Origin of the sequence: Alkalinema pantanalense CENA528, from assembly GCF_050753345.1 — a bacterium.
Taxonomy (GTDB): domain Bacteria; phylum Cyanobacteriota; class Cyanobacteriia; order Leptolyngbyales; family Leptolyngbyaceae; genus Alkalinema; species Alkalinema pantanalense.
The window spans coordinates 37,529-63,158 of the sequence record NZ_JBLZFX010000009.1 but is presented as its reverse complement, the minus strand read 5'-3'; the positions used below and the strand labels follow the sequence as shown (position 1 = coordinate 63,158).

22 protein-coding genes, 1 tRNA gene and 1 pseudogene are annotated in these 25,630 nt (G+C 50.5%); 7 read left to right on the top strand and 17 right to left on the bottom strand.

Translation table 11 applies throughout. The features are described 5' to 3' along the window. Nucleotides 1-170 precede the first annotated feature (170 nt). The 3 genes from ACN4EG_RS05080 to ACN4EG_RS05070 form a co-directional block, all read right to left on the bottom strand. On the bottom strand, nt 171-1,994 hold the full coding sequence (locus ACN4EG_RS05080; protein WP_431628136.1) for a DUF3685 domain-containing protein: 1,824 nt from the start codon (nt 1,992-1,994) through the stop codon (nt 171-173). Nucleotides 1,995-2,000: 6 nt separating this feature from the next. After that, nucleotides 2,001-4,604, bottom strand: a complete 2,604-nt coding sequence (locus ACN4EG_RS05075; RefSeq protein ID WP_431628135.1) for a tetratricopeptide repeat protein — start codon at nt 4,602-4,604, stop codon at nt 2,001-2,003. Between the two features lie 218 nt (nt 4,605-4,822). Further along, nucleotides 4,823-5,335 (bottom strand): Fur family transcriptional regulator, encoded by a 513-nt coding sequence (locus tag ACN4EG_RS05070; RefSeq protein WP_431628134.1) that lies wholly within the window; start codon nt 5,333-5,335, stop codon nt 4,823-4,825. A gap of 1,054 nt (nt 5,336-6,389) precedes the next feature. Between ACN4EG_RS05070 and ACN4EG_RS05065 the strand changes: the two genes are divergently transcribed. The 4 genes from ACN4EG_RS05065 (at nt 6,390) to ACN4EG_RS05050 (ending at nt 10,953) form a co-directional block, all read left to right on the top strand. Next, the gene (locus tag ACN4EG_RS05065) at nt 6,390-7,742 is read left to right on the top strand and encodes an MFS transporter (RefSeq protein WP_431628133.1); all 1,353 of its coding nucleotides are present in this window, start codon (nt 6,390-6,392) and stop codon (nt 7,740-7,742) included. A 540-nt stretch (nt 7,743-8,282) separates the two neighbouring features. Beyond that, nucleotides 8,283-10,052 (top strand): biosynthetic-type acetolactate synthase large subunit, encoded by a 1,770-nt coding sequence (gene ilvB, locus ACN4EG_RS05060; RefSeq protein WP_431628132.1) that lies wholly within the window; start codon nt 8,283-8,285, stop codon nt 10,050-10,052. Nucleotides 10,053-10,139: 87 nt separating this feature from the next. Then, the gene (locus ACN4EG_RS05055; RefSeq protein ID WP_431628131.1) at nt 10,140-10,664 is read left to right on the top strand and encodes an Rpn family recombination-promoting nuclease/putative transposase; all 525 of its coding nucleotides are present in this window, start codon (nt 10,140-10,142) and stop codon (nt 10,662-10,664) included. Between the two features lie 133 nt (nt 10,665-10,797). After that, nucleotides 10,798-10,953, top strand: a complete 156-nt coding sequence (locus tag ACN4EG_RS05050) for a hypothetical protein (RefSeq protein ID WP_431628130.1) — start codon at nt 10,798-10,800, stop codon at nt 10,951-10,953. A 264-nt stretch (nt 10,954-11,217) separates the two neighbouring features. On the opposite strand, the pseudogene ACN4EG_RS05045 reads toward ACN4EG_RS05050, so the two are convergent. The 6 genes and pseudogenes from ACN4EG_RS05045 to ACN4EG_RS05020 form a co-directional block, all read right to left on the bottom strand. Then, a pseudogene (locus ACN4EG_RS05045) lies at nt 11,218-11,712 on the bottom strand (ABC transporter ATP-binding protein); the annotation flags it as partial. 144 nt (nt 11,713-11,856) lie between these two features. Then, nucleotides 11,857-12,090, bottom strand: a complete 234-nt coding sequence (locus ACN4EG_RS05040; RefSeq protein WP_190569345.1) for a 4Fe-4S dicluster domain-containing protein — start codon at nt 12,088-12,090, stop codon at nt 11,857-11,859. A gap of 148 nt (nt 12,091-12,238) precedes the next feature. Beyond that, nucleotides 12,239-13,489 carry an ATP phosphoribosyltransferase regulatory subunit gene (locus ACN4EG_RS05035; protein WP_431628128.1) on the bottom strand — a complete coding sequence of 417 codons (1,251 nt, stop codon included), beginning with the start codon at nt 13,487-13,489 and terminating at the stop codon, nt 12,239-12,241. Then, nucleotides 13,489-14,502: a J domain-containing protein gene (locus ACN4EG_RS05030; RefSeq protein ID WP_431628127.1), complete on the bottom strand. Its 1,014-nt coding sequence runs from the start codon at nt 14,500-14,502 to the stop codon at nt 13,489-13,491. Before ACN4EG_RS05030 ends, ACN4EG_RS05035 begins: the two co-directional genes overlap by 1 nt. A gap of 119 nt (nt 14,503-14,621) precedes the next feature. Beyond that, nucleotides 14,622-15,431 carry an inositol monophosphatase family protein gene (locus tag ACN4EG_RS05025; protein WP_431628126.1) on the bottom strand — a complete coding sequence of 270 codons (810 nt, stop codon included), beginning with the start codon at nt 15,429-15,431 and terminating at the stop codon, nt 14,622-14,624. Nucleotides 15,432-15,660: 229 nt separating this feature from the next. Next, the gene (locus tag ACN4EG_RS05020; protein WP_431628125.1) at nt 15,661-16,029 is read right to left on the bottom strand and encodes a 2Fe-2S iron-sulfur cluster-binding protein; all 369 of its coding nucleotides are present in this window, start codon (nt 16,027-16,029) and stop codon (nt 15,661-15,663) included. Nucleotides 16,030-16,134: 105 nt separating this feature from the next. Between ACN4EG_RS05020 and ACN4EG_RS05015 the strand changes: the two genes are divergently transcribed. Then, nucleotides 16,135-16,221: transfer RNA gene (locus tag ACN4EG_RS05015), tRNA-Ser, on the top strand. A 148-nt stretch (nt 16,222-16,369) separates the two neighbouring features. Here ACN4EG_RS05015 and ACN4EG_RS05010 read toward each other — a convergent pair. Both ACN4EG_RS05010 and ACN4EG_RS05005 read right to left on the bottom strand, forming a co-directional pair. Beyond that, nucleotides 16,370-16,507, bottom strand: a complete 138-nt coding sequence (locus tag ACN4EG_RS05010; protein WP_431628124.1) for a PTPA-CTERM sorting domain-containing protein — start codon at nt 16,505-16,507, stop codon at nt 16,370-16,372. A gap of 172 nt (nt 16,508-16,679) precedes the next feature. Continuing rightward, complete coding sequence (locus tag ACN4EG_RS05005; RefSeq protein WP_431628123.1) at nt 16,680-17,294, bottom strand: hypothetical protein; 615 nt, start codon at nt 17,292-17,294, stop codon at nt 16,680-16,682. Nucleotides 17,295-17,972: 678 nt separating this feature from the next. On the opposite strand from ACN4EG_RS05005, the gene ACN4EG_RS05000 reads away from it, so the two are divergent. After that, nucleotides 17,973-18,473: a hypothetical protein gene (locus ACN4EG_RS05000; RefSeq protein ID WP_431628122.1), complete on the top strand. Its 501-nt coding sequence runs from the start codon at nt 17,973-17,975 to the stop codon at nt 18,471-18,473. On the opposite strand, the gene ACN4EG_RS04995 is transcribed toward ACN4EG_RS05000, so the two are convergent. The 6 genes from ACN4EG_RS04995 to ACN4EG_RS04970 all read right to left on the bottom strand — a co-directional run bounded on the left by ACN4EG_RS04995 (nt 18,462) and on the right by ACN4EG_RS04970 (nt 23,986). Next, on the bottom strand, nt 18,462-19,127 hold the full coding sequence (locus ACN4EG_RS04995; RefSeq protein ID WP_431628121.1) for an adenylate/guanylate cyclase domain-containing protein: 666 nt from the start codon (nt 19,125-19,127) through the stop codon (nt 18,462-18,464). The two genes, ACN4EG_RS05000 and ACN4EG_RS04995, sit on opposite strands and share 12 nt — an antisense overlap. Before the next feature lie 114 nt (nt 19,128-19,241). Then, nucleotides 19,242-20,513, bottom strand: coding sequence for an inorganic phosphate transporter (locus ACN4EG_RS04990; RefSeq protein WP_431628120.1), 1,272 nt, complete (start codon nt 20,511-20,513; stop codon nt 19,242-19,244). Between the two features lie 89 nt (nt 20,514-20,602). Then, nucleotides 20,603-21,250 (bottom strand): HAS-barrel domain-containing protein, encoded by a 648-nt coding sequence (locus ACN4EG_RS04985; protein WP_431628119.1) that lies wholly within the window; start codon nt 21,248-21,250, stop codon nt 20,603-20,605. A 5-nt stretch (nt 21,251-21,255) separates the two neighbouring features. Further along, on the bottom strand, nt 21,256-21,450 hold the full coding sequence (locus ACN4EG_RS04980) for an NAD(P)H dehydrogenase subunit NdhS (RefSeq protein WP_431628118.1): 195 nt from the start codon (nt 21,448-21,450) through the stop codon (nt 21,256-21,258). A 154-nt stretch (nt 21,451-21,604) separates the two neighbouring features. Next, nucleotides 21,605-22,906 carry a rod shape-determining protein RodA gene (rodA, locus tag ACN4EG_RS04975; RefSeq protein WP_431628117.1) on the bottom strand — a complete coding sequence of 434 codons (1,302 nt, stop codon included), beginning with the start codon at nt 22,904-22,906 and terminating at the stop codon, nt 21,605-21,607. Nucleotides 22,907-22,921: 15 nt separating this feature from the next. Next, nucleotides 22,922-23,986 (bottom strand): Mrp/NBP35 family ATP-binding protein, encoded by a 1,065-nt coding sequence (locus ACN4EG_RS04970; RefSeq protein WP_431628116.1) that lies wholly within the window; start codon nt 23,984-23,986, stop codon nt 22,922-22,924. 433 nt (nt 23,987-24,419) lie between these two features. Between ACN4EG_RS04970 and hemF the strand changes: the two genes are divergently transcribed. Next, nucleotides 24,420-25,472, top strand: a complete 1,053-nt coding sequence (gene hemF / locus ACN4EG_RS04965; protein ID WP_431628115.1) for an oxygen-dependent coproporphyrinogen oxidase — start codon at nt 24,420-24,422, stop codon at nt 25,470-25,472. Nucleotides 25,473-25,630 lie beyond the last annotated feature (158 nt).

The window sequence follows — 25,630 nt, the reverse complement described above, 5'->3', positions numbered from 1 at the left end:
AATTTTGAGGTGTAATCCCAGATCCATTATCCCCCGATTCGTTCAGTTATCTCCTCACTGACGAGCTCTGAACTTAGGGAATAGCGTACAAATACATTCCCACGGGGAAGGGGGGGGATAGGAAGGTAAACAGGGGAGGCTGCTCAGCAAATCCCTTAAGAACGCTGAACTCAAGAACGCCGATCCTGCCACGCATCCCCAATCCCCTTAGCAATGCCTCGTCCAATCAACCCTAACCCCCGTCCCACCACTTCTGTCAGAACGTACACCACCCCTGCCCCCAATAGCGAAAAGGCCGCCCGCAACCGAGGAGATAGGGCATCTCTAGCCTCAAGGGCGATCGTCACTGCCAGAGGAATGCCAGACAGCGTTTCCAGTTCCTGACGGCGGGGTGAGTAAATTGCAATACGACGAATTCCCCGATCGCTCAAAGTCCACAGATGATACTGACTTTCAAAAATATGGGTCGGCGTCTCAAACCAACGATCGCGACGATACCGCCAAGACAGGTCGTTGCGAAACCGTTCAATTTCCCGGCTGGTCATATGTCGCCGATCGTAGAAATTTTGTTTAATCGGCTCCCAATCAGCAAATTGGTTTAACAATGGCTGAATCACGCCATTGGCGATTTGAATGACCAAGTTTTCTAAAATCACCAAGGCCCGATCGACCTGTTCCGGGGATACCGATGAAGGGCTAGGACGGTCTACAGCAAACACTTGAATTAGCGGAATTTGAAACAGTAGATAGGCAAACAACTCCGGCACCAATGGAATCTTAGACAAAATATCCCGCTGCACGATCGCATAGCTATGGAGCACCGCAGGCACGACTTCAATGGTTTGAATGTCGTCACGCAGGGTATAGTACTTCCCTAAAAAATCAATGATGGATGCTTCCCAGAGATCCGTCAAAAGTTCGTTCCGTTTCACCTGTAACTGATGCGGTTCCACCTGGGCAAGGGTCAGTTCCGCCAGCAACGTTTCTACCTTACGGAGAACAATATAGAGGAGTTCTTGCTTGCGATCGCCACGCAGAATATCAATTTCTAAGGGAACGGGTTCCACATTATTCAGTTCAAAGCGCAGTTTACTCGCCAGTCGTTCAAAAATAAGGTCTTGAACTTTTTTGGGCGGCATAGCCTGCGACTGTGGCACTAGGGCCGATCTCGATAATGGAGGAAAAGGCTTGGAGCTTGACTCTAGCGAAGACGAAAGCGCAGGGGATGACACAATTTTCGGGGAGGTCAGGCGTTCCGATGATGGCAGGGATGATGATCTTGAGGGAGCACCCGGCAGACTCCATTCAGACATCGAGGATGCAGTTGATCTGGGGAGCGAGGAAGATGGGGGCAAGGTTAACTGAGCCAGAATCCAACGGGCTGCCCGTAACTCACGACATCGGCCTTGGATGACCAGTCGATCGAACCGCGTTAGCGCTTCCGTCCTTAGGGCAGTTTCCAGTCGAATCAACAGCGTATCAATTTGCTGCATCCCAGCTTGTCGGCGTTTGCCCATCGGCTTTGCACTGGCTAACGGTGCCCCGATCGTGGCCAAGGATGGCGACCAAATAATCTCCCCTTGCAAAATCTGGGTAAATCCCGCTAGGAGAGTTGAGATCGGCGTTTCCCGAGCAAAACAACCCTCAATCCCCAGTTTGCGAGCTTCAACCAGAGCCGGATCTCGTAAATCCGCTAACAAGATAATTTTAATGGCAGGATCGGTTGCTTTTAAAACTTGGCACAGGGCCAGCCCCGATCGATCGCCATGGCCTCGTCCGGTCAATGGCAAGCCCATCACAACCCACTGAATCGCTTGGGGCGTGTCGCGCAACGTCACCAAGCGTTCCCAGGCCAGATCGGTCGTTGCCACTTCCGCAATAATTTGCCAAGGATACTGTTGCAAATAGAAGCTTAACTCCCGTCGCACCGCAGGGTCAGCTTCTACAACCATGCAAAAAATAGGCGCTATCAATTCAGCCAACGGGGCATTCATGGACACTTAAGGAGAGGAAGTAGGAGGAGAGGGATCGGTTGAGGCATCACTAGGCCATGACTCAGCGCTTTCTGAATCATTACCGGATTGGGCAGATTCGTCAAAATTTGAAGGCGCAGGGGATGGAGCGCTATCTGTTGGGTCAGAGGATTCCGCCGATTCAGCGGGCCTTGCCTCTTGGCGACGACGAATCTCAGCCCGTTCCCGTGACCATTGCTGAATCGCACCTTGCGCTTCCGGCGAAACCGATCGACTGGACACTTGAGACGCCAATTCGATCGCGCGACTCAGATACCCCTCAGCCGCCAGCCCCGTCGCCCGATCTAGCGTGGCCCGATCGGCGATCGCTTGCAACTGATCTGCCCAATTAGCAATCTCCTTCTGGGCTTCTGGATAGAGCGCTCGCTTGGGGACAATTCGACTAGCCGTTTTGATCGCCTGACCGAGCTGGCCTGACTGGGACTGGGCACGGGCTTGTACCAAAATAGGCCGATCTTCCAGGGTTTGAATTTGCGTGTTCCAGTTGCTGATTTGCATCTGCGCGTCAGATCTCAAGGCGCGTTTAGGCAAAATTTGAGCAGCCAGCAGAACCGCCTGTCGCAACTGTTCCACCGTGCCCGCCTGAGCCAACTGCTGGGCCTGCACTAAAATAGGTCGGTCCTCCAACCGTTCCACATCCTTACGCCATTGGGCTAGGTAGGTTTGGGCTTCAACGCGACGGGGGCGTTTCGGGGCAACCTGTTGGATCTGACCGATCGCCGCTTGCAGCATCGGCACTTGCCCAAAGTTCGCTAAGCTTTGCGCCAACGTGACCTGAAACGCATCTTCTGCTTGCATCTCTAAACGCGGTTGCAATGCTCCAGCTTGGGCAGAAAATGGACTTTTCCGATCGATTCGCTGCAACGCAAAACTCGCCAAGGTGATCTGTCCCAATTGTTGCAGTAAAGGTTGTCGGTGAATCGCCGTCCCATCCAATTCCGAAGCACGAACCAGCACAACTAAATCTTGATGGGCAGCGGTCAATTCAATATTCTGCGGAATGGACTGGATTAAACGACTCGCTGTTGCAATATCTTTCTGCGCTAATTTTTGTGCAGCTAACTTAAAGACCTGATCCCGCCAGCCTTGGATCTCCTTCAATGCCGTCTGCCAGACAAAGGTTTTGCGATTAATGGGATCGGTCAGGGCGATCGCCTGCCCCCAATTTTCAACGGGCTGACCCTTGATAAAGGCTTGAGCCTGCTTGAGGTAGTAACCCGCTAGTTTCTCGTCATCAATTTGTTTCCGAATATCTGACAACCGGTTCTGCCACTTGGGATCATCCACCAACGTCAGCTTGGCTAGCAAATCCGACGACTCGTTCCAAGACTGCTGTTTCAACGCCGCTAGAATGCGATCGTAAAGTTTTTGACCTCGGTTCCGCTCCGACTGCCATCGCTGAATCGAATCTTTGACATCCCCATAAAGTGGGCTAGACTCTGGGATTTCCTGGGCAACGCGAATTGCCCCATCTAAGTCCCCTTGGTTGAGTTTTTCCCGCGCCAATCCTAGCAAGGAATTAGACCACTGCTCCAGCGATCGCTGCCCTTGGGCATACAGCGGATGATCCGACGACCAATGTTTCACTAAATTGATCCCCTGCCGAATATCCTCCGGTTTCCCGGATTGGGCGGCCACTTGGGCACAGTACAAGCGTTCAGCATCCGCCGACCAACCGGAAATCTGACTGCACTCAGGCACCGGGGGAATGCGAGAGAGCCACCAAATAGCTGCCGTCCCAGTTCCCGCTACCAAAACAAAAATCGTGATGACTATCGCGGCCCAACGGTGTTGCACGATCGTCCGAGTAACCTGGGTATAGGCAATCTGAGCCTGCGCCTTAGTCGTTTGCCCCACCCAGGCAGACCCACGCTTGACTTGATTCAGACTGGCTTGCCCAGCCCGCTGGAGTTTCCGTTTGGCTTGCTGGGTGACGGATCGACGGGAGCGAGTGGAAGCGGATACAGGCTGGGGGGGGGATGCTTTCCACGATCGAGGCCGAGATTTCTGGAATCCCCGATTTTTTCCCCTTTTAGACCGTCTTGATCCCCGCACCTCTTCTGAGGCTAAATCCTCACGGTTGATAGCAGAACTGATATCCCGATCATCCTCCGCATCCCCATCAATCTCAATCCTGCTGAAGGGTAAATCCCCGATCTCGCTGTCCCAGGGATCAAAGGCGACAGGTCGGAATTCAGCATCGGTCAGATTGCCGTTTAGCGTATCGGTTAGATTGTCTGAAAACTTGGGTGGGAAGATTGTCCTGTCCACATGCTCAGGAGTATTGACTTCTTCAAACTCCGGCGTAGACGGCAGTTTAATCGAAGTATCGCCAGAATCACCAGAACTTTCTAAAACAACTGGAGTGGTCTCCAGCCCTGCCACAGCATCAAACTCTGGTGGCAGAGGTTGTTCAGGCAAGCGGACAACTGGCTCTGACTCCACCACAAATTCACTGTGAATCGAAGGGAGTTCTTGAGTCAAACGGTTCCGGGGGAGGACAGATTGGCCTTGGGAGGAGGGCTTGACAAACGCCTGCAACCAAGACTGTACAAGGGGTTTCCTAACCATGACGCATGGGCCGAGTCAATGGAGCAACTGAAAGGTACGCCTATTGAAACACGAATTTTCGGATCTGAACCGTCCCCCGCAAGAGAGGAACACAATATTTATCTAAGTTCACTCTTGACCCAAGTTCACTAATCAACCGTTGGGGGAGTAGCAATTCAGTTAATGGCGGATGTCCTGCCTGACTAGAAACTTAACATTGCCTAAACCTGATGATTTAATCATCCGTTGATCGGTTCCACAGAGGCTTTCGGTTCCACAGAGGCTTTCGGTTCCACAGAGGCTTTCGGTTCCACAGAGGCTTGGCGATAGCCATAGAAATCAATGCGATATTCAGTGATCTTGACCCCTGTGTGGGCTTCAATCTGCTGAATCAGCTCCAACGGTAGATCTACATGCACATCGATGATTTGCTGAGTATCTAGGCAGTTGACGTGGCTATGGGCATCACTGATATTGCCATACAGGCGGCCATCGGCTCGCTCAATACACTCAATTACCCCTTGTTCCGAAAGGGCTTCCAGGTTCTGATATACCGAAGTATGGCCAATCTCTTTGCCTTGACAGTTGAGTCGATCGTAAATTTCCCGTGCAGATAAATGTTCCTGATCCTGCCACAGCAATTCCAGGATGTAGCGCCGCTGACGGCTTAGGCGCATTCCTAAGAGTTGACAGCGTTCCACCGCATCTTCCAGTGAGCGAATCGGTTTCAGTGTTGCCCCGTGAGTTTGCATAGATTTTGATTCTTAATCTAGGTGCAGAGTAAAAGCGAAAAAGAACGATAAACCGAGATTGATGCTGATCTTCTTAAATTGTTTTTCAATTCTAGCCAGGTTAAAAGGAATTTAATGAACAGACTGACTAGAAGTCGTGAGATTTTAAGGAATTTTCATTGCGGTTATTTAACAACAATGGAAATCGGCACAGAGCGACTAGAGCGCAGGAGACCACTAGCTTAGAAAATCACTCAACTTAGTCTAACGAGTCTGATTCGTCCAATTAGTTCAATTAGTCCAACATAGTAACTGACCCACTCTCCACGGACTGATAACCTAATGGGATCATCCCCAGCCAACCCTTTCAGAACCCAGTCAAGCTCAGAAATTGAGCCAAGCTGAAAACTGGCATTTGTCACATACCAGATACATCTGTGCAGTCGTTAAAGTAGGCAAGTTTGAGTCCTTCATCTCACTTTGGCAGCCACTTCATTCCTAGGGGGTGAATTCCATGACGAAGCACACTTTGTGATGAAATCATTGGTGCAGCGAAGTCATGGTTACAGTGGCACTACTGCTGGGAAAAGACTTGGGGGAAAGACTTGGGGGTATGAACTGATTAATCGTCGGATTAAACGCTTGGTTAATTGACTGGGGTCAATTAGGTCTTGCCCCCTAGACTCAGATTCAAACTCAGATCTAACGGTTGATTAGAGACCGTTGACTAGAGACCGTTAATTAGAAACTTAAGTTATGCACTCTTATCTCTCTGTTCTACCATAAGCTAAGTCAAAGTCGCTACAACTTTGATTTGTGATTTTACACCTCTCCATTAGGACTCCGTTGAGAATACTCCTGGGCACCCTGAACAGATAACTATCTTGAGTAACTGTACGGATGGAAGATCTCACTTTGTGTAAAGTGCTGAGACATTTTTCTTTAAGACTAGCCAGAATCTACCTCTAGACTGCACACTAGGGGACGGCTTGCCTCAGTTCACCTTCTCTCAATCCACTGTGCTCAGGTTACTGCGTGTTAAGCCACCCTTTTTCCCCATGACTGTATGCACCCCGTGAGTCAGCAACCCCAAGCCACTGGTTTTTCGGCCCTCCTGCGCGATCGCTCGTTTATGCAGCTTTGGATTGGCCAAATTGTTTCCCAACTCGCAGATAAGATTTTTCTGACCCTCCAAGTTTCTCTCCTTACAGAGAACCTGCGTTATCAAACCTTTGAAGTTAACTTCGGCGCAATGCAATGGGCCTTGGATCCAAATTCACGGCTGCTAATTTTGTTTATTGCCTCCACCATTCCAGCGATTCTGTTTGGCTCAGCTGCGGGAATTTTTGTCGATCGACGGCGCAAGAAATCTGTCCTGTTTCACTGCAATCTCTGGCGCGGACTGATGTTGTTACTTCTACCCTTTGTACCGGGAGGCTTTCCGCTCTTAGTCTTCGTGGTTTTTGTCGAATCTATTTTGACGCAGTTCTTTGCCCCTGCCGAGCAAAGTGCCCTACCTTTTCTGGTTGCAAGAGAAAATCTTATCGCAGCCAATTCCCTGTTTGCCACAACGATGATTGGTTCGATCGTTGTGGGTCATGCGATCGCGTCGCCCATTTTTGATCTTGTGGAACATCTCAGTCAAGGATTGGGCGAAATTCCCTTTGAATTTGGTAAGGAATTCACAGTAGGTTTTCTGTACTTGGCAGGCGCTGTCATCCTCGCTCGCCTGCCCATGCGAGAACCTCGCCAACGGACGGAAGAGACCCTGCACCCTTGGCAAGATTTCAAAGCGGGGCTGGCCTACCTGCGGAAAGATCGTCTGGTGAGCAATGCGATCGTGCAGTTGATGATTATCTACTCAGTCTTTGCTTCGTTAACCGTTCTTTCGATCGCCCTGACCAGCAAAATTCAAGTGAGTCCAGGGCAACTTCTCAAGGCTGATCAATTTGGCTTTTTGATTGCGGCGGCGGGGGTCGGCATGATTTTGGGCGCAACGCTGTTGAATGTGATGGGCGATCGCTTCCACCATAAACCCCTTCCCCTGATTGGCTTCCTTAGCGTGAGTTTTGCGTTGTTTTGTTTTGCGTTTATCCACCAACTGACGCTTGCCCTGGTCTTAAGTGCCTTTTTGGGGTTGGGATCGGTGCTGATTGTTGTCCCTATGCAAACCCTAATTCAACAGCAAACACCAGCTTCCATGCGAGGCAAGGTCTTCGGCTTCCAAAACAACGTGATTAATATCGCGATTTCCCTACCACTGGTGTTGACGGAGTTTTTCGTCAAACTGTCGCCCCCCCTAGATCCGGCTAATCCCAATTCACCTCACGATCCAGGGTATGTTCTGTTGGGCATTAGCGTGATTGTAGCGGCGATCGGGGTTTGGACATGGCATAGGAGCCGTCAGGTTTTTCAAGATGTCCTATGAATTAGGCCCGCGAAATTTTCTGGACGTGCTTTTTTACTTTAATTTCTTCAGATTTATCTCTTCAGAAGGATGAGCTAGGTTGCCTGCTCATTGGTCTTGCGGTTGTATTTATGGGACTGATAACGACGGGTTGTAACGACAGGTTGTAACGATGTCATCAGCTGTTGACCAGTCCTAACGGCTGTATAGCTGATAACATAAAGCTTCTAGCCAAATCAGCCTAAATTTTTAAGCCTATTGACCTCGACAGAGAACAAAATCGCCTCTAGACTTAGGTCTTATAGAATTGCATCAGTCGTTACAGAACTAATTTTAAAATTCCAAAAAGAAATTCCTTCCGGATCTAGATACTTTGCTTAAAGTCGATCTATATAGTCGATACAGTCGGTCTATATATCTATATAGCAGTGCAGCTTTTTTGAGTTAGCTGCTATGTGCGATCGGCTCAGCCAGTCCCTCTATTTTGGGTATCCTAAGGCTAATTCTCTTTTCAGGAAACTTTACTTCTATCCATCTAGACGCTTTTGGTGAGGTTCCCCAGTGCAATTGCAGCAATCGGTAGCAGTCCAACGGGTAACAGGTGCTTATGCGCTGCTCGATAGCCTTAAACGCCACGGCGTGAAGCATATCTTTGGCTATCCAGGCGGTGCTATTCTACCCATCTACGACGAACTTTATAAGTTTGAAGAGCGGGGTGACCTGCAACATATTTTGGTTCGTCATGAGCAGGGGGCTGCTCACGCTGCCGATGGCTATGCTCGGGCGACGGGGCAGGTGGGGGTCTGTTTTGCCACCTCTGGCCCTGGTGCAACTAACTTGGTGACGGGGATTGCGACAGCCCATATGGATTCCATTCCCTTGGTTGTCATTACAGGGCAAGTCCCCCGCCACATGATTGGCACCGACGGCTTCCAGGAAACCGACATTTGGGGTATCACCCTGCCGATCGTCAAGCATTCCTATGTGGTACGGGATCCACGGGAAATGGCACGGGTGGTGGCGGAAGCGTTCCACATTGCCAGCACTGGGCGTCCTGGCCCCGTGTTAGTCGATGTACCGAAAGATGTGGGCTTAGAAGTTTTTGACTACGTACCCGTTGAACCGGGGAATGTGCGGCTGGTGGGGTATAAACCCACGGTGAAGGGTAATCCTCGCCAAATTGGTCAAGCGTTGAAGCTGATACGTCAGGCCAATCGTCCGCTACTCTACGTTGGCGGTGGCGCGATCGTTTCTGGCGCACAGGATGAAGTGAAGGAACTGGCAGAACGCTTCCAAATGCCCGTAACCACGACCCTGATGGGCATTGGCTCCTTTGATGAGCACCATTCATTGGCCCTAGGGATGTTAGGGATGCATGGGACAGCCTATGCCAACTTTGCGGTGACGGAATGCGATCTGTTGATTGCAGTCGGAGCACGGTTCGACGATCGGGTGACAGGTAAACTGGACGGCTTTGCCCCCCATGCCAAGGTGATTCATATTGATATTGATCCGGCGGAAGTGGCCAAAGTTCGCCAGCCCGATGTGCCGATCGTCGGGGACGTGAAGGTTGTACTGCAAGACTTGCTGGAACGCAGTCAGGCGGAAGCCGATCCCCAAAATCCTGGCCAAACGGAGGCTTGGCTGGGTCGGATTGCCCGCTGGAAGGAAGATTATCCGCTGCAAGTGCCTAGCTATCCCGAGATGCTATCTCCCCAAGAAGTGATTGTGGAAGTGGGTCGGCAAGCGCCCCACGCCTACTACAGCACGGATGTGGGTCAGCACCAAATGTGGTCAGCGCAGTTCCTCAAGAATGGCCCCCGTCGTTGGATTTCCAGTGCAGGGCTAGGCACCATGGGCTTTGGGATGCCAGCGGCCATGGGTGCCAAGGTTGCAGTCCCCGATGAGCAGGTAATTTGTATTAGCGGTGATGCCAGCATCCAGATGAACATTCAGGAGCTAGGCACGCTGATGCAGTACGGCATTGGGGTGAAGACCGTGATTATCAATAATGGTTGGCAAGGCATGGTGCGGCAGTGGCAACAGGCATTCCATGGTGAGCGCTATTCTTCTTCCAACATGCAGCCTTCCATGCCGGACTTTGCCAAGTTGGCGGAAGCCTACGGGGTGAAGGGCATTGTGGTGCACGATCGCAATGATTTGTCTAAGGCCGTTGCGGAAATGCTGGCCCATGATGGCCCGGTGCTGATGGATGTGCATGTGCGGCGGGATGAGAACTGTTATCCCATGGTGGCTCCTGGTAAGACGAATGCCGATATGCTGGGTTTGCCGGAGCGCAAGCAGCTTGAACGGGCGATCGAAGATAGTTGATCGAGTCTCGTTGAAGGATCTGAGTAGCTAGTAAGGTCAGTTAGAAAAAGTCTGTTCTCGCAGTGGGAGCAGGCTTTTTCCAGTTTCATGGGACTGGAGGTGCGGCAAGATTACCGGGTGATTAACCTATGGGAAGTAGACGCTGCGATCGTGTTTGAGCAGTCGTTAAATGCACTCTTACCCTTTGTGCCTGTATTGAAGAATGGCGGACAAACTCCGGTAGTCCAGCGAGCCTTGAATCAGTTGCGTGGGGATGGGCAATTAGTTGAGTTGGAATCATTGCTGGCATTTTTTGCTAGTTTTGTGTTGGGAAGTGAAGTTGTACAGCAAATCATGAGGTGGGATATGGCAGTACTGCAAGAGTCACCCTGGTACCAAGAGATTTTGCGAGAAGGCGAACGATTGGGTGAGCAGCGAGGAAAACAAGAAGGGCTTCAGCGGGAGCGATCGCTGATCTTGAAACAACTCACCCGACGAGTAGGTGTTCTTTCTCCGGAAGCTATTGCCCAGGTTGAGGGGCTGTCGATCGATCAACTGGAAGCGTTAGGCGAAGCTTTGTTAGATTTCACGCAGGTCGAGGAGTTGACGGCTTGGTTAGAGCGAAACGCCTAAGGGTTTAAGTTTTACGAACTTCAACAAAGCGATCGAGCCGTCCCGTAAGCAAGCTACCCTGAAACTAGGAGAGAACAGCACACACCCTGGACTGAAGCCGCAAGCTCCTAGGCCGTCGTGCTGACATAAATAGATGAACAGCAAGCCGAACAAACCCAATTCTCAGCAGAATCCTCCACCGAAGGAACTCATTCCTCGGGAAATCAACGTCGATGCAGGCACACTGATGTTGATTGTGAGCCTCGCCATTGCTGTGCCCCTGCTACTCGCTGGAATCTTCTCGCATTAGTTTCTGATTAGTTTGCGCAATAGGTTTCTTTGACTAGTGCGCTTGGCCCACCCCTAAGTACAGTTCGCCTACCTTAGGATCATTCAATAGGTCAATACCCCGTCCCTCAAAGCGATCGCGCCCCGATTCTAGGACGTAGCCCCGATCGGACATTTTCAGCGCTTGCTTAGCATTTTGTTCCACTAACAAAATCGCAGTCCCCGATCGTTGAATCTCTTGGATTTGCTCAAACACCGAAGCCACCATCAGCGGGGATAGCGCCGCCGATGGTTCATCCAGCAGAAGCAAACTGGGACGCAACATTAACGCTTTTGCCATCGCCAGTTGTTGCCGTTCTCCACCGGACAGCGTACCCGCCCGTTGTTTCCGCCGTTCGCCCAACTTCGGAAAACGATCGTACATTTCCCGCTTCAATGGGTCCAGCGCCACATTGCGCACATAGGCTCCCATTTCTAAATTCTCTTCCACGGTCAACGAGCGAAAGACATTGGAAATCTGCGGCACATAGCCCATGCCCTTCGGCACAATTTGATCCGGCTTTAACCCTGCGATCGCTTCACCCTTAAAAATAATCTGGCCCTTGTGGGGTGTTAGCAAACCAAAAATAGTTTTAGCCAGCGTTGACTTACCCGCTCCATTCGGCCCGATGATCGTCACCAACTCCCCAGGCTGAACCACCATATTCACGCCTTGGAGAATATCTAAATCTTTGATATAACCTGCGTGGACATTTTCAACAACCAGAATGGGATCGGCCATGGGTCTTTAGGGGATGGAATAGGTCAGATCGTAATGGGCTGTGGATGAAGGCCAAACAACTGTTCAGAACATTGAACCACCCAAACTGTACCGTGAGATGGGGAATTCCGATCCAAGGAGTTTGGGTGGTCGAGGCAAGATAGCCTAGGCTTTGTGGAGTTGCAGATCGGGGCGCTCTTCTGGCACGATCGCGCCTTCCACCGGGCACACCTGCAAACAGATCCCACAATCAATACAGGTTGAAAAATCAATCCAATACCAATCGGTTCCCTTTAAATTTTTGCTCGGGGATTCGCCGGGATGGATACAGGCGACAGGACAAGCGGAAACACAATCTGCAACGCCTTCACAGACATCGCTCACGATCGAATGGGCCACGGTGTTCTCTCTTCTAACAGGATTTAAGGATACAGAAATCTAGGTTAACGAGGGTTTTCCCTTAGGACAAGTGTTGGCCCAAGACAAAGTTGGATACCCACCCTCGATCGCAGGGCAATCATTCCACTAGTTGCAAGCGTGTGTGCAATTACAGCACAGGTGCCAGCGTTTCTTCCACGATCGAACCATCGGCTTCAATCCAAGCAATATTGGCAATGCCCCGCCCTTGGGCATAGGTGCGGATCCCCTCTTTCGATCGTCCCCCCAAGTCTACTTCCACGCGCAGTATCTCCTGGGACTGCCGCAATTTCTGGCTATGAGCAAAGGCGATCGCATGGGTGCTTTCCTGCCCAGACACCACCAGCCAATCGCTACTGGGCGTGGTGTTGGGTAACTGTCCCGTGGGCAAGAGGGCTTGATGGAGACGCTCTAGTTCCAACGAGAAGCCAATCCCTGGCAGCGATTCTCCCTGGGGATGGTACACCCCAAGCAATTCGTCATAGCGACCCCCTTGACCCAGAATAAATTGCCCTGCTGGGCCAGCACTGATGACTTCAAACACAATTCCGGTGTAGTAGTCAAAGGTGCGGATCAAACTCAAGTCCAGCACGATCGGAATGGTGGCAGAATCGCTATCTGTGTGCATCTGAATCGTCGTTTGCAGGAGCTCAATCAGAGACTTGAGATGGTTAACGGCAGCCCATTGGGTTTCATCCAACGGGAGACGGCTCACCTTTTGAATCACGTCCGCTGGCTTGCCCCGCAATTCTAGGAGAAACAAAGCCCGCTCCCGCAAATCATCAGACAAGGGCATCTGTTCTAGGGCAATGCGATCGAGGTGGGCGATCGCCCGTCGGATTTTCGATCGAATCGCTTCCGGAAAGGCTAGGAGGAGCGATCGGGTTAGCCCCGCTTCGCCCAACACTAGCTGCCAGTGGGATCCTAGCCCCACATTTTGCAGGCTATCCAGCAGCAGCAGCAAAATTTCCGCATCGGCTAAGAGTCCGCCACCACCCAGTAATTCCACGCCCGCTTGATAAAACTCCTGCTGGCCACTGTAACTCCCTTCTTCCGGTCGCCGAAAGACATTGGCATTGTAGTAAAGCCGTTGGGGTTGATTACCCGCCGCTAACCGAGTCACTGCCGTCCGTGCGATCGACGCCGTTAATTCCGGACGGAGACCTAGAGCCTCATCATCTGCTGTTTGGATCTGCAAGATTTGGCGTTGAGCGATCGCCCCACCTGCCATCAAAGTATCCAAACGCTCTAGGGTGGATGTGATAATTCGGTGGTACCCCCAGCGATGCAAAACTTGTTGAATTCGATGTTCAATCCAACGCTTTTGCGCAACATCCAGGGGCAGTAAATCCCTCGCCCCACTTGGCGGCTGATAAACCATTACTTCTTCTTCCCAAATAGCCCTCCAAATAATCCGCCGGATTTTCCATCGGATTTGTCATTTGCCTTACCCCCCGATTTCCCAGGGGTGGGCTTGTCCGCCGCAGACTTTCCGGCTGCACCATTGGTAGGGGTCGTTTTTGCAGTCATTTGCTGAAGACGTTGTTTCCCCAGCAGAGCCATTTCATCCTCTGGGTTAAATTCCAGCGCCTTATCAAAGCTAATGCGAGCCATCGTAGCTTGTTTTTGTTCCAAATAGACCATCCCCATCAAACTGTGAAACCGACTATTTTTCGGCTCAATCTTGAGGGCGTCCCGTAGCTCCAAAACAGCCTGGGCATAGTTCTGCCTTCTAAAGGCCACTTCTGCCCGATTGTAGTAGGGCTCTGCCAAGGATTGCCGGGGAATATGGGCAAAGGGTGTTTTAGTTCTGTCTCCGGAGGCTGGGGGCGCTGATGTAGCCGCATTCGTTGATGATGATGAGGTTCTCGCTGAAGATTCCGCCGCACTCTGGGGACGGCCTATTTTTAACCCCTCTCCTTCACTCCGCATCAAATAGACGAGATTGACTTCACTAATCTGTCCAGTGAGGTCGATCGCCTGATCCATCTGCTCATACTGACGGCTAGATAATTCCTGCACTGCAGTTCGGTAGGCATGATCCAGGTTACTTGCCGTCATCAGTTCCTGCGCCATCGCACTTAAACTCGTTGGATCGATCGTCTGTCGAGCCGCCGCTTTTCCTTTCAGCTTCAGCAGCAAAACATATTCCGTTCTATTTTTATCCTGAGATAGTTGTTCCCAAGCAGGATTCACAAGTTTGGAGAGCAACTGTTCTGCCAATTGTTTATCCGTATCACTGGCGGAGGCTGCACTATCTGGATGTAAGCGTCGCGCAATTTTGAGATAGTTCTTGCGAATTTCCTTAGGATCTGCAGTAATGGGCAGCCCTAAAGTAGCGTAGTGATCGGCAAAATCCGCTAGGAACAGCCCCCGTTGAATTTGAAACACCATGCTTCTCAACCTGCCTAGGATGTCATTTTGTTTAGTGTAGTGTAGTCAGCGAATGGATGGGGGAACGCGATCCAAAATCCTGGGCTAGCCCATCCGTCCAAGGGTTGAGAGTCTCAGGGTTAGACCCAAGCTGCTAATGGCTTGACTTGCTGGAGTTCTTCCACCATGGCGGAATGCAGCTTGCCGTTAGTCGCCAAAACTCGCCCCGATCGCAGTTGGAAATCGGAACCATCATAGGCGGTTACCTGTCCCCCCGCTTCTTCCACAAGAACGATACCCGCCACCATATCCCACGGGGACAGCCCCCGTTCCCAAAACCCATCTAAACGACCGGCAGCGACATAGGCCAAATCAAGTGCTGCTGCACCATCCCGGCGCACTCCTTGGGTTTTATGGGTAAAGTGACAGAATTCCGCATAGTTATTGTCTGCGGTTTGATGGCGATCGTAGGCAAAACCGGTCACAAGCAGACTTTTGCTCAGTTCTGCGGTCGAGGAGACCTGGATCGATCGACGGTTCAGTGTTGCACCCTGACCTTTCGCAGCTCGATAGAGTTCTTGGTGAATTGGGTTATACACCACACCCACTTGGGGAACCCCCTGAATCATTAACCCGACGGAAACTGCCACGCAGGGATATTGGTGGGCATAGTTGGTCGTGCCATCCAGGGGATCGATCGCCCAAAGAAACTCATCATCTAGAGTGCCCACTTGCCCAGTCTCTTCCGCCAAAATCGAATGATTCGGAACATGACGATGCAAAACGGTGAGAACCGCCTTTTCTGCCGCGCGATCGGCTTCTGTTACGAGATCACCAGGACGGCCTTTTTCTTGGATATCTTGCAGGTTACCCCAATACTTTTGTAGCTCTGCACCAGCAGCCAGTGCAGCTTCAGTGGCAATATCAAGAAAAACTTCGAGTTGGGACATGGGCAGTTGTTCTGAAAAAGGACTGGATTGAAAGCAACAAAATCAGAAGGGGCTATCAGAAGTAACGCAGTCAAGCGTGACTCAATCAGAGCGATTGAACCCCAAGAGGGGTGCAAGACAAAATTATGCGTTATTGCCATCTGATATTGCCATCATGATCAACATCAATAGTGATACCCATGCTGATTGAGATCAACGCTTAACAGGCTGCAAGGATGCTAACCGATCGCTAATCTTCGTCTAAGGGTAGACCAAACCGTACCCGCCCCTTACCGAAATAGCGTCCAAATTGCAACTCGTAAACCTCATCTTCATCTTGGGTTTCCACTTCTAAGTCAGAGCGAGCATAGCTGACACACAGCAACGCATAGCCCTGACGTTGCAAGTCAAGGGACAGCCCCATTGCTTCTGGTTGTTCTAGGGTGCCGGAGAGGACTCGTACAGCACAGGCGGTACAGGCTCCGTTACGACAGGAAAAGGGCAGATCGGCACCCTGGTTTTCAGAACAGTGCAGAATATAGCGATCGTCGGGCACCTGTATTTCATGGATAGTGCCCTTTTGCCGATTATGAATACGAACGGTATGAAGCCGACTCATAGAAAAATGGGATGGGAACAAAAATTTTTGATTTACCTTTTCAGTATGCGGCAATCTCTGGTACTATGAAATCTTGTTGGGGCAAATTGCCTGACAATACAATTTGGAGAGATGGCCGAGCGGTTGAAGGCGCAGCACTGGAAATGCTGTTTGGGCGTAAGTTCAACGAGGGTTCGAATCCCTCTCTCTCCGTTGATTATTTTCTATCGAAGGTTTCAGGGAGTCTTGCTTAATCAAAACTCCCTGAAACCTTGTGAGTTAGCAAGTTTTAAGTCTGGTATATCTCTGAGATGGGCCTATCCTCCTGAGATCAACCTCCCCCTAGGTCAGGCTAACTAGGTCAGGCTAAACCTTGCCAATCCTCTCCAGGGGACACCACAGACTCTTTTTTCCTGCGAAACAGGCTGGTTCCTAAAATCAGCAGACCAGGTAGCAGCGTCGGAGTTGGGACTGGTGTACCTACGATCGCAGGATTCACGGTATCACTCTGAATAGCAGCAATATTGACAGCCAGAGTCTCTTTGATCAGTTTAGGCCCAGGAATCAGGGGTGCACCAGGGCCCTTGAGGATACGGCCTTTCTCAAAATATCGCTGATGATGCCAGCGTCTCCAATGCCGCTAATGGCGATAATGTTTGGGATCTTTAGGATCAGTGGGAAGGATCAGTGAGATCTTTAGGATCGGTAGGAGTCGTGGGATCGGTGGCCTTGGGTATAGTAGTCAAGGCGATCGTATACTTGCCTTCGGATTCCTTAAATCCAGGCGTCCAATGATCGAGTACACCTTGAGGATCGATCGTGGGGGTATCGTTGCCTGCAATTTGGTGATTGTTGCGATCGAAGGCATCCAAGTCATCACTCCCAATCCCCAGGAAATAGGTTCCTGCGGCCAGATCTAACATAAATGCCATCGAATTAGAATCCGTTGGTTCTGCAAAGGGAGACATGGGATTGCCCATTGCATTGAACAAAAACAGATTGATATTCAAACCAGAATCTTGGGTAGGATTGGCGTCAAAAGTCGTCATCCCAGCCACATCAATGACAAATTTAAACAGGTCAGGATACTGACTAGTGTCAATATGGCCGTTAATCACGCTACTGGTTCCCGTAGTGCCTGCAATGGTAGCGGCTGTAGTCAGGGTATTTCCAGCATCCATATCAGCAGGTTCCGTGAACGTAACGGCGTTGGCTCGATTCACTGCGCCTAGAGAACAGGCGATATAACTCTTGGAAATAGCCAGAAACTGAGTGAATTTCCGCATTGGTATAAGAATCCTTCACATGTAATAAATTGCGTATGGAAGGTAGATACAGAAAAGATTAGGCACGCATTACAAAGAAAATATCTTCTCTGGCCCAATACGTTTACCTCTTCGTGGCTCAAGTTGTGTTCAGGAAAAATCTATCTCCATTGATGCCACTGCTTCACAGACGCCATAGACTTGTTAAGCCACGATCGTGCAACCATTCAGCAATCATGCACAGACAATCTCTGCCGATGTAAATGACTAATCTATAGTCACACGATCTATGTACACACTATGTACACAGAATAGAGTTAGTAAAAGAGGGCATAGAATAAACAATGAGATTCATGGGAGAGTCAGAGTGGATGTTGCAATTATGCGGCATTAAGATTGAGAAATAGAGCAGTAGAATTGAGAAAAATAAGTGTTTACCTCGTGGGCAAGATCTTTGAAACTTTTTCCCTGAACATCTAGGTCATAGCTTAATCCCACACCCCTGAGGACTGGCCCAATGACTGCTAAGGATGATTGCCAGAGCGTAAATTGTCTCCTTCCACTCAATTGCATAAGCTTGGGTAAGATTGAACCTAGTGAATCTTTCAGCAGTAACCGGAAGCAGTTAATCAGCGGATGAGAGACAGATTTTCCTGCTTATGCAGCGATCGATATGGCATGAAAGGTAATGGAGAAGAAATGCTGAATCTAAGTTCCCAAGGTTCTCAACGATCGTTCTCGTTGGTAACCACCGTTCAGGTTTTTCAAATTTTATGGCTATCACCCGCAATCTTGACGGGGATGATTCAGCTCACTAAAGTAGCCCCAGCCCAAGCAACACAGCTAGCACCAGCGATTATTTACGATTATTTCAATACTAAGTACAGCGTCCATCTGATGGATATACGGGGAGCCTGTGGTTACTATATGGATCCTGAAGATGTTTACGAACGAGGTAACGAACGAGTCACGACGATTACAGTCACAGCGGGACAATCGGGCGGGACTGCTTGCTTCGGGGTGCGGAAGTTTATGCCTTTACAGGTCAACTGCAAAAACATGACTGGACAAGTTTTGGAGCTTCAGGGCATTGGCAGAAGTGCCCGTTGGGATAGTCAGTCAATTGACCCCGAGGCTGTGGAAAAAGTATGCGGGGTAACAAACGTGAAATCGTTGCCATCGCATCGCTCAGGCCGATAAGTCAGATTCCTCGAACTGATACTGGTAGGCCACCATTTGAATACCGGAAATGCCTAGATGGAACTCAGCCCAGCGGTGATCCGGGGTTTGTAGTTGCTGATAGGCAGCTTCAGTGATCATCAGTTCACCCCCTTCAGCGGTATCTTCTCCCAATTTGGAGGCTAGGTTAACCTCATCTCCAAAAAAATCTTTTTGTACAGGATCCTCAATTACAAAAATGGATCCGTAGCCAATTCCGATCGCAACATTGAGTCCTTCCGCCTGTACTGATTTAAATGTGTTGAACGAAGCGGCAACGGCTGCATCAACAGTCGGGAAAATAGCAAAAATATTATCGGCCTCAGATTTAATCACCTGTCCCCCTTGAGCTTCTAACTGGGGCACTGCGATTGTATTCATATGCTGAATCCTAGACAGGGCTGGCAGGATTCCCTGCGTATTGGCCGTTTTGGAAAAGCCTGACATATCCAAAATCATGATGGCTTGGGTTTGCCCAAAAATGGTCCACAGGGTTTGCTCCACCGTCGATCGAGCCTCAGGATCTACAGTTCGCCATTGATGGAGCAAGCGATAAAACGTAGCTTGCGTCTTGGGGAGCGACGCATCGTTGGCATCCACTGGGGGCATCGTTGGAAAATCAATCACAGGATTCATAGGATTTTCAGGATAGGACGCTGACAGCACAAGCTTGGCAACTTACGGCACAGTAGACGGGGAATAGCCTCTATTTTTTGTAGAAGATTTTCCCTAAGGGTACCCAATCTGAGGCTATGACATTCCATTTCCAACGATCGGCATCAATATCCGGATCACATAAAAGCTTCCAGCGCCCAAAAGCACCGCGATCGGAATGGTTGCCACCCAACTTAATCCGATCGAACGGAGGGTCGATAGCTGAATCGATCGCCAATTTTGCACACAGCCAATACCCACCACAGCCCCCACCAGCGCGTGGGAAGTCGAAACGGGTAAACCCAAGCGGGAGGCACACAAAATCGTCATTGCCGTTGCCAACTCTGCACAAAAGCCTCCACTGGGTTGTAGCGGAATGATCCCTTCACCGATCGTGGCCATCACTTTATGTCCCCACAGAGCTAGACCCGTCACAATCCCTAAACCGCCCCAAGCCAGCACCCATAGAGGAATCGTCAAATCCGCCAGCGGAACTTGGTGAGTTTTGTCAATGGACAGAATAGCTGCAAAAGGCGCGATCGCATTGCCAACGTCATTAGATCCATGGGCAAACGCCACACAGCAAGCACTCAGCAACTGAAACCGTGCAAAAACAGTTTCCAGTTGGAAGCGAAGTAATCCTAGATCAGCGCTAGCGCTGATCGATCCCCAGAGCGCAAAGGTAATGATGATCGCAGCAAGGCTCCCGATACCGAGGGAGATCGTATAGGGTGGCAACGAAATTTCCCGCAAACTCGGTAATGCAACCATTGACGTAACCACGGTCGGCAAGACAATCACCCCAAAGGTTCCTGTCAGGAGAACCGCTAACCAGGGAATCCATTCCTGTAAATGCCGATCAGGATTAGGACGGTCGAAAATCCAAAAGCGCAATAGGCTGTAGAGTAGGGCAGCAAGGCAACCACTGAGAACAGGGGTAGCAATCCAACTGAGCGAAATGGTGCCGATCGATTTCCAGTTAACAGCTGAGAATCCCCAAGCTATCCAACCCATGCCCGCGATCGCGCCGACTGTGGCATGGGATGAAGAAACGGGTAAACCCAGATACGTTGCCAGATTTAGCCAAAGACTCGTGGTGATCAAAACGGCGACCATTCCCCAGAGCAACCAGTCGGGGCGATCGAGAAATAAACTGGGATTCACGACCCCCGTGGCTAATTTTTGTGAAACCCCACGACCAAAGAGAACAGCTCCCACAAATTCTAAAATTCCGGCAATGACCAGCGCTTGGCGCAGAGTAATTGCCTTAGACCCCACAGAAGTTCCCATAGAATTGGCGACATCATTCGCGCCTAAATTCCATGCCAGATAAAACGCCAAGCCACTACTTAAAATAAGGATCCACACAATCAGGAGTCCGGTGAGATTAGGGGAGCGTCAGGCCATCCGCTTATTAGCTAAAAGGTCTGTCTCTTGATGGTTTCTGACGGTGCAAATTAGTTCACATAAATTTGGCTGAGGATCACTCGGAGGCGATCGTAATCATCTTTCAGCAAGACACTGAGGGTTCGTCCTGCCTGTACTAACCAAGCCCGATCGGCTTTACGCAGTTGATAAATTTCTCTCAAGGTCGCTGCAACTAAGGAGTCCACGGGTGCCCCCGTCACCTGTAACAACGTCCGCAAAAAGTCTAACTGCTCTGTAAAAGCAATTACTTCATCCACAGGACAACTGTAGACGGCCTGATGAATCTGGGGTGGGCGCGGCGGCAAATGATGGTATGCAGGGGCTCCCTTGCGAGCGGGCTGAAATCCCGCGATCGCGGCCCGAAATTCCGTCTTCAGCATGGCAAAAATTTGCGGCTGTTGTTCCCGCAGTTCTGCCAGCGATAAACCCAAGGCCCGCGCCCGGTGCACAGAGTCGATCGGGCTGGTGGTCGCATGGTAGACCACTGCATAGATGGTATTCCCCGACTCTTCATCCTTCGCCTTGACCCAACTGCCAAAGGGGGGCATTGCCGGAAAACCCAACTCGTCTGGCTCTAAACACTGGGCCAAAAATTCGGTTGTAGCAGTCTCGATCACCTCCGCAAAATGGTGAGGCGATCGAGCACTGGTATCAAACTGGGGGAGGGGCAGTCGCATTCAACTTACTTCCCTTTCTTCTTGCCACCCATTTCTACAGCTTCTAGCTCGGTCAATCGGAAGGTAATGATTTTATCCCAGTTCCCCCCTTCAAAGAGCACAGCCACTTTGCCATCAGTGACCCGTTGCACAAGACCTTGAAACCCGTAGTAGGTATCATCCACATTGGTTACACGAACCACAGAACCCGGAAAAATCATAGGGCTGATTCATCAGTACTTCAGATTTCAGTTTACCGGGAATCCTAGCGTTTCGGCGGGCTAGAAAAACAAACAACCCAGAAAATTCCAGTGAAATTTCCTCTGAGATCGATAGACAGTCCTCAGGACTGTCGTCTGGCCTCTTTAATCCTGCCTAAAATCGTAGGCGTTGCCGATGGTTGGCGACCGAAGATACCACTCCCACCGCCAAAAAATTCATCAACAAAGCAGCATTGCCGTAGCTCAAGAAGGGCAGCGGAATGCCCGTCACAGGTGACAGGTTAATCGTCATCCCAATGTTGACAAATGTCTGGAACACCCACATGGAAAAGACGCCCACTGCAATCAGTGAGCCAAAGTCATCCTTAGCATTTTGCGCAATAATTAACAGCCGAAAACAAATCAGTAAAAAGGTTGCGAGAACTGCAATGCAACCAATAAAGCCCAGTTCTTCACCGATCGCCGTGAAAATAAAGTCCGTATGCTGCTCCGGAATAAAGTTCAACTGGGTTTGGGTGCCTTTATACAGCCCCCGTCCCCATAGCTCGCCCGCCCCGATCGCGATTCTCGATTGGATTAGGTGGTAGCCACTTCCCAGGGGATCGGACTCCGGATGCATAAAGGCTGTCAACCGATCCTTTTGGTACTCTCGCAGGACATTCTCCCAAAGGAAGCGAAACAGTCCTCCGGAGATTAGATTGGCAACCAATGCGGTCAAGGTGCCCCACCGCTTCCAAGGCAGGCTACGAAAGGCAATAATCCCTACTAGTAGAATCCAAATCAACCAAATCCCAATGCCGAAGGGTTCCAGGGCAGGCTGAATATTTTTCATCAGATTGGGGGCAGAACCCAAGATAATCGCTGAGAAGGCAGGTGACAGCATCAAAATCAACCAGCCAGGATTTGCATTACCCCAGTACAGCATGCCTAGGGTAATCGCCCCAAACACCAAAGATGTCCCTAAGTTAGGCTCCAAAAAAATCAATAACCACGGCACCGCAACCACCCCCAACACCCTGAGGAAGGCCGGAAAGGTGGAAGCAGGTCGTTCATGGAGTAGGGATGCAATGGTGATGATTACCCCGAGTTTGGCAAACTCAGAGGGTTGTAAGTAGAAGGGGCCAATGGGAATCCATCGCTGGGCTCCGAGACCTTCGGTTCCGAAAAACATCACCGCAAGCAAACCCAACAACGTGATTCCGTAGACTAACCAGCGCCACTGTAACAGCACTTCATAACGAGCTCGAGCAATTAAAAGTGCGAGAAAGATCCCCACGCCACCTGTAATCCAATGGCGACTCCAGTCTGTTACCGCTTGTTTGTGTTCCACACTGTAAATCATGATGCCGCCTAGCACCATCAGTGCCACTGTGCCTGCAAACAGCCACCAATCCATCCCTTCCCAGGGCTGAATGAACGATCGCCAGTGAATTCTTGGCAGACTTTTTTGAAACATGGGCAATCTCGCTCCTTAGACAAGTGCAGCCACCGAAACCTTCGCCGCAACCGTTTGGGCAATTTCCCGGAGAGCTTTGGCTGACGCTGAAGTCGGCTCAGCAAGGACGATCGGTAAGCCACGATCGCCCCCTTCCCGCAACGGAATCTCGATCGGGACACACCCTAACAACGGCACATCTAATTCTTTCGCAGCCTTTTTGCCCCCATCCGAACCAAAAATGTCGTACTGGCGATCGGGCAAATCGGGCGGCACAAAATAACTCATGTTTTCAACCAGACCTAAAACCGGAACGCCCAGTTGCTGGAACATCTTGAGCCCACGACGGGCATCAATCAACGAAACGGTTTGCGGCGTGGTCACAATTACCACACCAGCCATGGGAACCCGTTGAGCCATCGTCAGTTGGGCATCGCCAGTACCGGGAGGCATATCGACAATCAGATAGTCCAGTTCTCCCCAGTCCACTTGGTAGAGGAAATTCCGCACCATGCTGTCAATCATCGGGCCCCGCCAAATCACGGGCTGATCGGGATCAATCAAAAATCCCATGGAAACCAACTTGACTCCATGGTTAAAGGCGGGCTCAATCACTTCACCCGTTTCCCCTTGACGCACCATCACCTTGGCGTCGGCTAAGCCCAGCATAGTAGGAGCATTGGGGCCATAGATGTCAGCGTCAATCAGTCCAACTTTAGATCCCGCTTGGGCAAGGGCAACGGCTAGGTTCACCGCAACGGTACTCTTGCCCACCCCTCCTTTGCCGCTGGAGACTGCCAAAATATTTTTCACCCCTGGCACATCCGATCGACCCGGTGCACTCTTTTGCTTGGGCGTCTCTGCGGTAACTTCAACTTCAACGGTTTCTACCCCGGGTAGCGTCCGCACCGCTTTTTCGCAATCTTCCACAATAAACTGCCGCAGGGGGCAGGAGGGCGTGGTCAACACCAGGGTGAAGCAAACCTGACCTCCCGCCACCTGAACATTACGAATCATGTTCAGTTCCACTAAACTTTTACGCAGTTCAGGGTCTTGAACAGGTTTAAGGACTTCTAAAACAGACTCTACACTCAGGGTCATAACCAAATAATTAGGTGGGGCGATCGCCTAGGACGAGCGTTACTAAATGTTAAAAAATCTACCTTATTAATCTTACCTGTTGACGAGACCTGCAAGGTTCTCTTCCCCAATGCAAAGGTTGGTTAAGCAGGATTCAAACAATTTAACAAAGGCTCAAACCCTTGCTGAGAAGAGGTTTCACGACATCGAATTTAGGATTGCCATTGGTGTGGTTAACGATACACGGTAGTCTATTTTGAGGTCGTTACAGACGATCGACCGCTGTCATGAGTGCTCACGTTAGACCCCTTGCAGCTTGTTGCACTGAGCAGAGTTAAGCTACCTCGAGCTAGCCCCTCTTGGGCAACATTAGTGATTGCCAGAAAGGATTGGCAGAGGTCGTTGTTTTTCTGTCGCCAGCATAAAACTATCTATCACACTCTCGAAGACTCCTATGACTGCATTCTCTACCCCTTCCAAACCCCAACTTGATAACATGCCACCGTCGGATTCCCGTGAGCGGGTGAGCCAGTGGATGAAGTCTCTGCAAGATAGTATTTGCAAGGGATTGGAAGAGGCGGACGGATTAAGTCATTTCCGCCAAGACAGTTGGGAGCGTCCAGAGGGTGGCGGCGGACGATCGCGGGTGATTCGCGACGGTAACGTCTTTGAGCAAGGTGGCGTCAACTTTTCTGAGGTTTGGGGGAAGGATTTACCGCCGTCCATCTTGGTTCAGCGGCCTGAGGCACAGGGCCATGAGTTCTATGCCACGGGAACTTCCATGGTGTTGCACCCCAAAAATCCCTACATCCCAACAGTGCATTTGAACTATCGCTATTTCGAGGCAGGCCCGGTTTGGTGGTTTGGTGGTGGCATCGACCTAACCCCTTACTATCCCTTTGAAGAAGACGTGGTGCATTTCCACCAAACTTTAAAGTCTGCTTGCGATCAGCATCATCCGGAGTATTACAACACCTTTAAGCTCTGGTGCGATGAGTATTTCTACCTGAAGCATCGCCAGGAAACTCGGGGTGTAGGCGGAATTTTCTTCGACTATCAGGATCCCACGGGTGTACTTTATCCCATTTCCTATCCAGGTTCTCAAATGGATACCCTTGCGGCCCAGTATAGCGATCGGGTCGGGGCTGTGGAAGGTCGAACCTGGGAAAGCCTGTTCTCGTTCGTGCAGGCTTGCGGAAATGCCTTTTTACCTGCTTATGTGCCCATCATTGAGAAGCGACAGAATACGGAGTACGGAGATCGGGAACGGCAGTTCCAACTGTACCGTCGGGGGCGCTATGTAGAATTCAACTTAGTCTACGATCGCGGTACGATTTTCGGCCTACAAACTAATGGACGGACGGAATCCATTTTGATGTCATTGCCACCCTTGGTGCGCTGGGAATATAGTTATGCCCCAGAGCCTGGAACCCCCGAAGCTCGGTTATATGACATCTTCCTAAAACCCCAAGACTGGATCAACTGGCCCCTATCCCAATCGATTTAGGGTTCAAGTAATTAAAATGGGTGGATCACTCCCGACTGCCCCCCCCATTTCTATCCGAGTGATCCCATGCCAGTTGCTTCTTAGGTTCACCTAAGGCTACACTCAGTCATTGATCGGTGAGACAGCTTGGGATCTCCTCAGGCTGTTTTGGTTTTCTA

Bases quoted from the DNA above. Each gene is read 5' to 3' on its own strand.
- ACN4EG_RS05080 (WP_431628136.1), bottom strand. From the start codon at position 1,994: ATGAATGCCCCGTTGGCTGAATTGATAGCGCCTATTTTTTGCATGGTT.
- ACN4EG_RS05075 (WP_431628135.1), bottom strand. From the start codon at position 4,604: ATGGTTAGGAAACCCCTTGTACAGTCTTGGTTGCAGGCGTTTGTCAAG.
- ACN4EG_RS05070 (WP_431628134.1), bottom strand. From the start codon at position 5,335: ATGCAAACTCACGGGGCAACACTGAAACCGATTCGCTCACTGGAAGAT.
- ACN4EG_RS05055 (WP_431628131.1), top strand. From the start codon at position 10,140: ATGGGACTGGAGGTGCGGCAAGATTACCGGGTGATTAACCTATGGGAA.
- ACN4EG_RS05050 (WP_431628130.1), top strand. From the start codon at position 10,798: ATGAACAGCAAGCCGAACAAACCCAATTCTCAGCAGAATCCTCCACCG.
- ACN4EG_RS05035 (WP_431628128.1), bottom strand. From the start codon at position 13,489: ATGGTTTATCAGCCGCCAAGTGGGGCGAGGGATTTACTGCCCCTGGAT.
- ACN4EG_RS05030 (WP_431628127.1), bottom strand. From the start codon at position 14,502: ATGGTGTTTCAAATTCAACGGGGGCTGTTCCTAGCGGATTTTGCCGAT.
- ACN4EG_RS05025 (WP_431628126.1), bottom strand. From the start codon at position 15,431: ATGTCCCAACTCGAAGTTTTTCTTGATATTGCCACTGAAGCTGCACTG.
- ACN4EG_RS05020 (WP_431628125.1), bottom strand. From the start codon at position 16,029: ATGAGTCGGCTTCATACCGTTCGTATTCATAATCGGCAAAAGGGCACT.
- ACN4EG_RS05005 (WP_431628123.1), bottom strand. From the start codon at position 17,294: ATGCGGAAATTCACTCAGTTTCTGGCTATTTCCAAGAGTTATATCGCC.
- ACN4EG_RS05000 (WP_431628122.1), top strand. From the start codon at position 17,973: ATGCTGAATCTAAGTTCCCAAGGTTCTCAACGATCGTTCTCGTTGGTA.
- ACN4EG_RS04995 (WP_431628121.1), bottom strand. From the start codon at position 19,127: ATGAATCCTGTGATTGATTTTCCAACGATGCCCCCAGTGGATGCCAAC.
- ACN4EG_RS04985 (WP_431628119.1), bottom strand. From the start codon at position 21,250: ATGCGACTGCCCCTCCCCCAGTTTGATACCAGTGCTCGATCGCCTCAC.
- ACN4EG_RS04980 (WP_431628118.1), bottom strand. From the start codon at position 21,450: ATGATTTTTCCGGGTTCTGTGGTTCGTGTAACCAATGTGGATGATACC.
- rodA (WP_431628117.1), bottom strand. From the start codon at position 22,906: ATGTTTCAAAAAAGTCTGCCAAGAATTCACTGGCGATCGTTCATTCAG.
- ACN4EG_RS04970 (WP_431628116.1), bottom strand. From the start codon at position 23,986: ATGACCCTGAGTGTAGAGTCTGTTTTAGAAGTCCTTAAACCTGTTCAA.
- hemF (WP_431628115.1), top strand. From the start codon at position 24,420: ATGACTGCATTCTCTACCCCTTCCAAACCCCAACTTGATAACATGCCA.